At 25.2% G+C, this 11,074-nt stretch carries 7 protein-coding genes and 1 CRISPR repeat array; of the genes, 5 read left to right on the forward strand and 2 right to left on the reverse strand.

The window, feature by feature from the left end; all coding sequences use genetic code 11:
* Positions 1-279: 279 nt before the first annotated feature.
* From Q0W06_RS18060 to Q0W06_RS18080, 5 genes are read left to right on the forward strand one after another with little or no spacing between them, the layout of a single operon-like run.
* The gene (locus tag Q0W06_RS18060) at positions 280-3,027 is read left to right on the forward strand and encodes a hypothetical protein (RefSeq protein WP_297639064.1); all 2,748 of its coding nucleotides are present in this window, start codon (positions 280-282) and stop codon (positions 3,025-3,027) included.
* Between the two features lie 4 nt (positions 3,028-3,031).
* Entirely contained in the window at positions 3,032-5,065 is a 2,034-nt protein-coding gene (locus Q0W06_RS18065) for a DEAD/DEAH box helicase family protein (RefSeq protein WP_297639066.1), read from the forward strand.
* Positions 5,058-5,246 (forward strand): hypothetical protein, encoded by a 189-nt coding sequence (locus Q0W06_RS18070; RefSeq protein ID WP_297639068.1) that lies wholly within the window; start codon positions 5,058-5,060, stop codon positions 5,244-5,246. The genes Q0W06_RS18065 and Q0W06_RS18070 overlap by 8 nt, the downstream gene beginning before the upstream one ends.
* Positions 5,247-7,274 carry an AAA family ATPase gene (locus tag Q0W06_RS18075; protein ID WP_297639070.1) on the forward strand — a complete coding sequence of 676 codons (2,028 nt, stop codon included), beginning with the start codon at positions 5,247-5,249 and terminating at the stop codon, positions 7,272-7,274. It begins immediately after the preceding gene.
* Positions 7,275-7,279: 5 nt separating this feature from the next.
* On the forward strand, positions 7,280-7,732 hold the full coding sequence (locus Q0W06_RS18080) for a hypothetical protein (protein ID WP_297639072.1): 453 nt from the start codon (positions 7,280-7,282) through the stop codon (positions 7,730-7,732).
* A 107-nt stretch (positions 7,733-7,839) separates the two neighbouring features.
* Here Q0W06_RS18080 and Q0W06_RS18085 read toward each other — a convergent pair whose 3' ends face one another.
* Both Q0W06_RS18085 and Q0W06_RS18090 read right to left on the reverse strand, forming a co-directional pair.
* Positions 7,840-8,058 (reverse strand): DUF2922 domain-containing protein, encoded by a 219-nt coding sequence (locus tag Q0W06_RS18085; RefSeq protein ID WP_297639073.1) that lies wholly within the window; start codon positions 8,056-8,058, stop codon positions 7,840-7,842.
* 96 nt (positions 8,059-8,154) lie between these two features.
* Complete coding sequence (locus tag Q0W06_RS18090; RefSeq protein ID WP_297639075.1) at positions 8,155-8,367, reverse strand: DUF1659 domain-containing protein; 213 nt, start codon at positions 8,365-8,367, stop codon at positions 8,155-8,157.
* A gap of 287 nt (positions 8,368-8,654) precedes the next feature.
* A CRISPR array of direct repeats spans positions 8,655-10,786; the repeat unit is 30 nt; unit sequence GATTCATAATAACAGTAGATGTTTTTAAAT.
* Positions 10,787-11,074: the final 288 nt, after the last annotated feature.

The following is an 11,074-nucleotide window of genomic DNA, read 5'->3' on the forward strand; positions in this document are numbered from 1 at the left end:
GTTAGTAACATAGACTTTAAAGATTACCAGTTAGGAGATTTAATAGATGAATATTAGATAGATAATGATAAATTTTTTAATTTTATTCCTATTGAAGGATTTAAAGTATTTAATAAAAATATAGATATTGAGAAATTAGAAAGAGAGTTTAGAAGTGCTGGGTTTGAAATATTAAATAAAGAAAAATTTGAAAGAGAATATATTGACAAGGTAAAAAAAGAAAAGAATGATATAACTAGAGAAGTAAGTGAAATAGAATTTGAAGCATTAGATAGAAAGTTGAAAAAAATTGAGCAAAAGATAGAAATCACAAAAATTTTAAAGGAAAATAGAGATAAGGGATTTTTAGAGTTCTGTAATAATAATAGCCTTAAATACATTAGTGATATTACTAGTGCGAAAATATTGCAATTTGCGAATCAAAAAGGGGTAGGCTATGGGAAAATAAAATATTTGATAAGCAAGATTGAAGATACAGATAAAATAGTAAGAGAATCGAACAAGAAAAGTATAGTGATAGATAAACTTGAAAGTTTAAATTTATTGAAAGAAAAAATAAATAATGTAATACATGTACAATCGTATCTAAAGTATTGTGAATTAGAAAAAAAAATAATATTAAATGATATAGTAGATGAAATTACGAATGATTTTATAAATATTCCCAATATAGGAATCGGTAAAAGAAAGCAAATAAAGGAGGATATAAAAAAGTTAATTGAAGAAAAAGAAAAAATAGAAGAATTAATAGAAGGATTTAATATAAATATAAAAGAAATGTGGTTTGAAAAAGTAAAAAATAAAAAAGTAAAAGATATAAAAAAAATCTTTGGGGTAGAAGAAAAATTTGATGAATTAGATAATAAGCTATTTAAGGAAATTCAGAATACAAAGTTGAAAAAATATGAAGTTAATGTAAATTCAAAAATACAATTTATTAAATTTGTAAATAAATTCAATAAATTGCAAGATATAAACGAAATTATAAGGAAAAGCCTTGGATGTGTGAGTGAAAAAGATTTTAAAATATTAACTAAGAGATATATTTTAGGTGAAACATTAGGGGCAATAGCAAAAGAGAAGGAACTTACGAGAGAGAGAATAAGACAAATAATAAAAAAAGTTTCAGAAAAGATAAATTGTATATTGATTAATAGCAACTTAATAGAATCAATATATATTAATTTTTCAGAAAATAAATATATAAATATAAGTGATGTATTTGAAATCATAGAAGAAGATATAATGATTGGATTTAAAATATTTATAGAGCAAAATAAAGAGATAATATTTGAAGATATGGAGATAATAGATGTATTTAATAGTGAAGAGTTACTGAGTTTAAATACTAAGATTTTAGAAATATTAGATAGAGAGTTTATTTTAGATGAAAAGATTGATCAATTGCATGAGATATATAGACAGTGTGGATTTAATCAAATTGAAAGCTATAAAGTTGAAAAATATCTTATAAAATTAGGTTATAAAAAAAGAGGGAAAATATTCACACTAGAAACTATTAGTTTAGCTAGAGGATATGAATTGACATTGAAATATGGTTTAGATGGAGCTATTAATTTAGAAAAAGAAGAAAAAATGTTTAAAGATATATACAAAGAAATATTTGATGAAGACATATCTAATAAAGGAATAAGAAGTATAGAAGCTAGAATGGCTGATTGTTCTGAGATCATCTGTATTGGAAATAAGGAATATATTCATATAGATAATTTTGAAATAGATATAAGAGCAATAGATTTAATAGATATATGTACAGATGAGATGTTAGTGAAATTAAAGATTACAACAGCGCAAGATGTATTAAAAGAAAATAGAGAAAAATTAGAGCTATATGGAATAAATAATAAATATAAACTATATGGAATTATAAAGTATTATATGGAAGAAAAATATATAACAGGAAAAGGAAATTCTATGTCAATAGCTTATTCAGAAGAATCTCAAATGATGAAAAAAAGCAAGGAAGAACTTATCCGAGAATATATAGAAAAAAATGAAGGGAAAATAAAAGGTGAAGAATTATTAGATCATTTTAAATGGAAGAAAAATAAATTAGAGGATACAATTTCAAAAAGTGAGTTAATTATAAAAATTGCAAAATATATAACTTTAAAAGATAGTAAAGAAATAACTGAAGAAATTCGAAAGGAAATTAAAGTATTAATAGAAGGTTCGTTAAAAAGATATGGAATAGTATCTACAGGATATATTTATACTAAGGGAATGTTAGATACAAAAATATATGAATTGTTTAAGAAGTATAACGTTACATCAGGAGAAGATCTTGCATCATTAGTAAAAATGATTGATACAAGATTAAAGGGACACACTAATATTTTGATTATAGATGGAGATAGTATCAAAACAATAAATGATTTAATGATTAATAGATTTAAAGGTACTTATAAAAAAGAAGAATTAAAAGAATTTTTGAGTGAACTTGGGTATAAAGAAGCAGGAATAGGAAATATATTCAAAAAATTAATTGCAGAAAAAGAGTATTATTATATTTCAAGCTCAGAAATAACATATAAAGATAATATAAAATCAATAGATGAAAAGGTAAAGTCAGAAATAAATAAGTTTATAGAAGAAGAATTTAAAGATAGTGAATACTTAGTGATAAATAATATACCAAGATTACGTAGAGTACTAACTCAAAGAACTGATAGTAGAGAATTTAGGTGGGAACCAGAAATGGTAAATTGTCTAAAAGATGATGAGAAATATACATTAATTAAAAGAAAATATTCTGATTATATATACGGAACAGATAGAGTTATTTTAGTAAAAAAAGGATCTAACATAAATAGCTTTGAAGAACTTGTTAAATATATAGTTCAAAAGGAGTATACAGGAATAAAGCATGTTGATAGTATATATAAATTTTTATGTGAAAAAGGAGTTATTTATAATAATAAAAAAGGTGGTATCATGCCTTATGAAATACTAAATTCAGTATTATTTAATATTGATGAAGTAGGTAGATTTGAAATAAAGGAGTAAGTCAATGAAGGGATTAGAAGACTTAGAATTGAAGTTTAAATATAGATCTAATGAGGACAAGCTGAATATAGACTTTTATGAAAAATGTTTAAAAGTTAGTAATAAATATGACAGAGCAGTGGGCTATTTTACAAGTACTAGTCTGAGTGCATTAGGAGAAGGCTTAGAAGAATTTTTAAATAATGATGGGAAAATAAGAATAGTTGCAAATCCGTTATTAGAAGAAGCTGACTATAAAGCAATATTAAAAGGTGAGAAAGCTAAAGAAGATATTATAGAAAAAGCTTTATTAAAACAAGTAGAGCTTTCCAAAGAAAATATAAAAAAAGATTCATTTAACACATTAGCATGCCTTATAAGTGAGGGACGATTAGAGGTTAAGATCGCTTTTTCAGAGAGAAATGTCTTATATCATGAAAAGTTTGGAGTTTTTTATGATGAATTTGGTAGTAAAGTAGGATTTTCTGGTTCGGCAAATGAAACTTTTAATGGGTTAGTAAATAATTTTGAAAAGATAGATGTATATAGAAGTGAATTAGAGTTATATAGAATAAAAGATATGATAAATGATTTTGAAAATCTATGGGAAAATAAGACAGATACACTAACAGTTGTTAATATACCAAATGCAGTTTTATTAAAACTCATAAGTCTTAATAAAACTCCGAAAAATAGAGAGAAAAATATAGAAGCAAGGAAATATCAAAAAGATGCTATTAAAAGCTTTAGAAACAATGGATGGAATGGAATCTTTGAAATGGCAACAGGAACAGGAAAAACAATTACAAGTTTGCTAGCGGCAAAAGAATATAGACAAGAGAAAGAAAAAATATTTTTAATAATTCTTGTTCCATTCACACATCTTGTCGATCAGTGGATAGAAAATTGTGAGCACGTGGGTTATAAAAAAATATTAAAATGTTATGGAAATAAGAAATATTGGATAAATAAATTAGAGAATAGAATAAGAGATTTCAATATAGGGTTAAAGAATATAGAGATCGTTATAACGACATATAAGTCAGCATCTTCAGAAGAATTTAATAATGCTGTTAATAGAATAAAAAAATATGGATTTATGATAGGTGATGAATGTCATTATTTTGGAATTAAATCTTTAGAAAATAATAAATTTGAGAATATTGAAACAAGACTTGGATTATCAGCAACACCAGATAGATGGTGGGATGAAGAGGGAACTCAAAGGCTAAGAGAATTTTTCGGAGAAACTGTTTATAAATATGATATAAAAGAAGCTATAAAAAATGGAAATTTAACAGAGTATCAATATAATCCTATTATCTGTGATTTAAATGAAGAGGAAATAGAAGAGTATGAGAAAATCACTAAAAATATTACAAAGATAGCTTTAAAAGAAAAGAAAACAATAGAAGATAAAAGAAAGTTAGAGGAATTAAATAGGAGAAGAAGTCTTATTTTATCTAAAGCAAAGCAGAAGGTGGCAAGACTATTAGAGTTAATTAAGAAAGAAAAATTAGAGGAATTAACACACACATTAATTTACTGTGCACCAGGAGAGCTTGAAAATATAACAAAAAAAGTTTCGGAATTAGGATTAAGAGTACATAGATTTGATTCAAAGATAGAAACTAGAGAAAGAAAAATTATATTAGAAGAATTTAAAAAAGGTGTAATACAAGTATTAGTTGCAATTAAATGTTTAGATGAGGGAGTTGATATACCAGCAACAAGAAGAGCTTATTTTTTAGCATCTACATCAAATCCAAGAGAATTTGTACAAAGAAGAGGGAGAATTCTACGTAATGCAAAAGGAAAAAGATTAGCAATATTATATGATTTTATTGTGGTACCAGAAAGTGCAAAAGAAAAAACATATATAAATATAATAAAAAAAGAGATGCCAAGATTTGCAGAATTTTCAAGATATGCAATTAATCAATATGGGAGTAGAAAAATATTGATTAAATATTTAGAGACATTGGGGTTAGAATATCTTATGGATAAATTACCATGGGAAGTATATAACGAATTAAAAGGAGGCTTTGAAAATGAATAAGGAAAAAACTAAATTAGATATAAATAATGATTTAAAGAGTAAAATAAATGAATTAGATAGTGAGATAGCTTACTTAGCAAATGAAATTTTAGCAGATATAGAGAAAGAACGATCAATAAGTAAAATTAAAGAATTTATAAGAGATGAAATAAATGAGATTGTAAAAGAGGAGATGAAATAAATGCAATTGATAAGTATTACAATGAATAAATTTAGACAATATTATAACAAACAAAAAATAGAATTTGCAATTGGAAATAAAAATATAACAATTGTCTTTGGGGAAAATGGAAAAGGAAAAACAGGAATATTCAGAGCATTAGTATTTGGAATATTTGGAGATCGATATATAAACCAAGACAATAAAAATGATGATATACACTTGGTTAATTTTAATAGATTAGAGGAAAGCAAAGGATCTCCGGTCGAAGCATGGGTTGAGGTTAAATTTAAACATAAAGATATAGAATATATTATCAAGAGAATAATTGTAGGATATAGAATAAATAATAAGATTATCGAAGAAGAAAAAGATGTTTATCTTGCTATAAAAGATGAGGTGGGAAATTATAGGGTCAAGGATCAAATGACTATCGAAGAAAAAAATAAAATTATAAATTCAATATTTGATTCAAAAATTAAAGATTTTTTTCTATTTGATGCAGAAAAGATCGATACGTTAGCTAAAACTAATAAAGAATCAAAAAAAGAAGTTGAAGAAGGGATAAAAAATTTATTAAAAATAGATAAATTACAAAAAGCTATTATAATAACGAATGATTTGGTAAGAGAAGAAAGAAAAAATATTAGCAATAGGAGCAACGATATAAAAGTTGTTGAATGCGAGGAGAAAATAAAGGGATTAGAAGAGGCTATAAGGGATTGCGAAGAAAAAATAGATAGAAAAAAAAATGATAGTGCGGCATGCACAGAAGAAATAAATAGAATAGAAAAAAAACTTAGAGAAAATGAGAAGATTAAATTAATTCAAGATAAAATTTCAGAAAAAAAATCTTTTAAATTAAATAAAATAGATTTTTTGAAGTTGGAAAAACAAGGGTTACAAGAAAAAAGTTTTTCTAAATGTCATATGTTTTTGATGGATCCGTATTATGAAATGGCAAAATCTTATTTAAACCAAATAGCTATAAAACAAAAGGATCTAATTCCACTTGAGGTAATTGAGAAATCATTAAATGATAAAATATGTAGTTGCTGTAAAGTAAATTTAGAAAAAAATATAGAGGCATATAATGAAATTCTTAAGTTAAAAGAGAACTTTAAAAGATCAGAATTAACACCATTAATATCAAATATAACAAATTCAATTAGTGAGTTTTTACAAGAAAAAGAAAATGAGTTAAAAAGTATAAAGAGTAAGCTTAAAAAGATAAGAATTTTAAAAGATGAAATAGATGATGTACAAAATGAGATAGAGGAATATGAGCAGAAAATTAAGACAATGAGCAATGCCTCAGTAAATCTGCAAGAACTTGAAAATGCAAAGAAGAGAAATGAAGCAAATAAAATAGAGATTCAAGAAGAGATAAGAAGCTTAGAGTTAAAGAAAGAAAATTTAGTAGACGCTTTAAAAGATACTAATAAAAAATATCATAGAGTAATTAGTGCAAATAAAGAACTACAATTTGATAAAAGAAAATTAGAATATATTGAAAAATTAAAAATTTCACTAGAAGAAATATTAAATGGATATAGTGATAGTATGAGAAAACAGTTAATGAATGAAACAACAAATATTTTTAAAAAATTGATTGATAGAAGGGATAAAGATCTTATAAATAATATCTTAATAAATACAAAATATGAAATAGAAGTAATAAATAGACTAGGTACTATAATAACTCAAGATATTTCGCAAGGACAAAGGCAAATAGTAGCATTATCATTTATAACAGCATTAGCAAAAGTAGCTGGAGGAAGTGGACAAGAAATAGATTTTCCTTTATTTATGGATACACCTTTTGGAAGAGTTAGTGGAAATAATAGGGATAATTTAATAGAAAATATACCACAGCTTGCAAATCAGTGGATATTATTATTGACAGATACGGAGTTTACTATTAATGAAGAGAAAAAAATAAAAGAAATAGGTAAATTAGGAAAATGGTATAGATTAAATCAAAAATCAGATGGGCATTCTGAAATAGAGGAAGTTAGTTTAGATGAAACACTTGCTACAAGGGGGTAAAAGACATGGATTTTTTAAAGGAACAAGGATTAATTTTTACAGGGAGAAAATACGAAGATATATATATATTACTCAAGAATAGATATGACATTAGCTATGATCAGTTATTTACACTATGTTCTGTAATAGGATTTAAAAATAATAGATTATTAAATAGAGGAGAGAAAGGAAGAGAGTTTAGAGGTAGTTATCTTAAGGTTGATAATAGAACGAGTCTATATTCGATAATATTAGGAGATAGTGAATTAGGAAAATCTATAGATTTATTTGATGACAAAGAGTATCAACGGAAATGTATAAATAAATTAGAACAATATGCAGAAGGTGGAATGGAAATATTAGTTGAAAATGTATTTAGAGGAAAATGGGGAGCTAATAAGTTAGATGATAAACATGATGAATATATAATAGATATTATTAGCTATGTATATAGTGAGGTATATGAAATTCCGTTTTAAAAATACAGAATATTTTATGAGTGCATGCAACGAAGTTTAAATTGTTAATAAATGTAAAGTGATAAAGAGACATACTAGAAATTCTAGCATGTCTCTTTATTTTTTATCTAAACCTCAAATGGAGTAGTTTCTGTAGAAATCAATTCACACTTAACTTTTTCAGTTAAAGGATAACCACCAATAATAAAGATTTCATTGTCTATTACTGTGTCCATGATTTCTCCTAAAACAGCTTGGTCTAAATCCTCTACTAAATCCTTAAGTTTTAAAGAGAATTTCTTCCCAGTTTCGTTTGTAAAAGTCATAACAAGTACTTTTTCGAACATATAAATCATCTCCTTTTTAATAATTTTAATTTTGTTAAGTTTAAAAATTTCTGATATAAATTAATTTTAGAGAAAGCCCTTATTAAGGCTCAAACCTTATAATTTATATTCTTCAGCAGTTCCTACATAAGTTACAGGATAGTTTAAAACTTCGCTAACCTTATCAGCAAATAATTTTAAGCCAGCAGGCGAAGCCTCTAAGTTGATTCTAGAAAAACTTTGTCTTTTGATTACAGCATTTCCGTTGTTGTCCTCACCTTTTTGGTATTCAACCTTTAAAGTAAGTTTTCTTAAATTTTTATTTTCCATATTTATCACCCCTTCATCTAATAAATATGCAGTTTTAGAATTTGTGGGGCAAATATTGAAAAATTTTTAAGAACTAGAGAAAATGATTTTAATATGGGAATAATTAAAAATAAATTACCAACCGATTAAGTAACATAAAAGAGTCTAAAGATAGTAATATAGAGAGGTTGAGAAGAAATGAAAAAGAGAATAGAAAAATGATAGAATAACTGGTAAATTTTAATGCAACTTACTAATTGTAAGGCTTAAGGGAATGGGGTATACTAAAGATACAAGTAAATACGTTGGATTCATAATAACAGTAGATGTTTTTAAATTTTGTTGTTGTTGTAGCACTTAATTCTTTTTGACCAGATTCATAATAACAGTAGATGTTTTTAAATTCTAAAGGTTTTTCTTCATCTAAAGGTTTTTCTTCGATTCATAATAACAGTAGATGTTTTTAAATCTCCTTTTTCCCCAAAAGAAAGTTTGTTGATTTAAAGATTCATAATAACAGTAGATGTTTTTAAATTTTAATCCTCTATTTTACTTCTAACATTTTATTGCCTGATTCATAATAACAGTAGATGTTTTTAAATTTAAATTTAACTTCCTTCGTATTTCCAATAACAATAGATTCATAATAACAGTAGATGTTTTTAAATATCCAGTTGTTGAACCAGTAGCTGCGCCGGTAGCTGCGATTCATAATAACAGTAGATGTTTTTAAATATGATCTTAAACTATTTCATATTTTTAATTTACCCTGATTCATAATAACAGTAGATGTTTTTAAATTCTAAATTATTTTTTAATTCTCTAGTATCTTCTGGATTCATAATAACAGTAGATGTTTTTAAATTAAAATCACCCCTACTATATTATATATAAAGAATAGATTCATAATAACAGTAGATGTTTTTAAATTTCCTTCGCCTTCTCTATAAGCCGTAACACAATGAGATTCATAATAACAGTAGATGTTTTTAAATAGTTATTAAATGTTGTTTTTTCTTTATAAGATACTCGATTCATAATAACAGTAGATGTTTTTAAATAGTAGATGTAGATGTTTTAATGTAATGTTCGATAAGGATTCATAATAACAGTAGATGTTTTTAAATACGTCTGATATGTGTATCGAAAAATAATTGGTGTTTGATTCATAATAACAGTAGATGTTTTTAAATTAGTAGAATTACACCTGCTGCATAACTCAATTTTAAAGATTCATAATAACAGTAGATGTTTTTAAATGCAATTTTTGCAAATTCTCCAAATGATGTTGGCCACGATTCATAATAACAGTAGATGTTTTTAAATCCAGCCGACACAATAATATCATATTGTTGGGTATCTGATTCATAATAACAGTAGATGTTTTTAAATAAATATTTTGGCTTGTATTTGTCTGTTATTCCATAAGATTCATAATAACAGTAGATGTTTTTAAATTTATGCTGATACTTTAGGACTGGCTTTAAAATCACGATTCATAATAACAGTAGATGTTTTTAAATGATTGAGTGATATAATCTGTCAACGTAGACTTGTGGATTCATAATAACAGTAGATGTTTTTAAATATTTCTTTACAATTAGGAAAACAGCAACCTACACTAGATTCATAATAACAGTAGATGTTTTTAAATTTTTGTTTGTAGCTAGATTTGACGGGTCACCAGTAACGATTCATAATAACAGTAGATGTTTTTAAATGTTGAAAAGATATATTAAATATGTAGTGGTAGGTGAGATTCATAATAACAGTAGATGTTTTTAAATTCTTGTATTTCAGATAAATCTATACTTCGATAGCCGATTCATAATAACAGTAGATGTTTTTAAATAAAGAACTTGAATAGCGATGGTTCAACTTCTTTAGGATTCATAATAACAGTAGATGTTTTTAAATTAAGCTTTTAAATTTTAAAGTTGGGGACTTTAAAACGATTCATAATAACAGTAGATGTTTTTAAATTTGGTCCATAATCTCCATCTATTCCACCAACTCCATGATTCATAATAACAGTAGATGTTTTTAAATAATACTTTTCTAAATTTGACCAACTCCAAATCTGGATTCATAATAACAGTAGATGTTTTTAAATTCTTATCTCTCTCCTCTTTCTTTTCTTTCAAAATCTAGATTCATAATAACAGTAGATGTTTTTAAATAGTTATACATAAGCTACAACTGGCACATTTTGGAATGATTCATAATAACAGTAGATGTTTTTAAATTTTTCTCGCCATAATGTTGGATTATACTCTATTCGATTCATAATAACAGTAGATGTTTTTAAATTCATCAGTAAGGTTTTTGCCTAGTAGATTAGATAAGATTCATAATAACAGTAGATGTTTTTAAATTAGCTAGCATTAAGCTACTCCCTATTCCATTTCTAGATGCATAATAACAGTAGATGTTTTAAATAACAAAAAATATTATTTAAATGTGTTTAGAAAATTATTTTTATGGATATAAATGTAAAGTAGACCGAAAAATATATTCATAGTAACAGAAAATGTATTTAAATATATTATTTTATATAACTACAAAAATATATACATAGTAATATGGGATGTTTAGAAAAGACTAAAATTAAAATATTAGCAGAATAGCTTAATAAGAAAAAATTCTTATTAAGCTATTCTTTTTGTATAAAAGATGTATTAAAAATTTAGAAGGGGGAAATACTCTAAATAAATTATGTGTCTTATAA

Source organism: uncultured Clostridium sp., assembly GCF_947072515.1.
Classification (GTDB): domain Bacteria; phylum Bacillota; class Clostridia; order Clostridiales; family Clostridiaceae; genus Clostridium.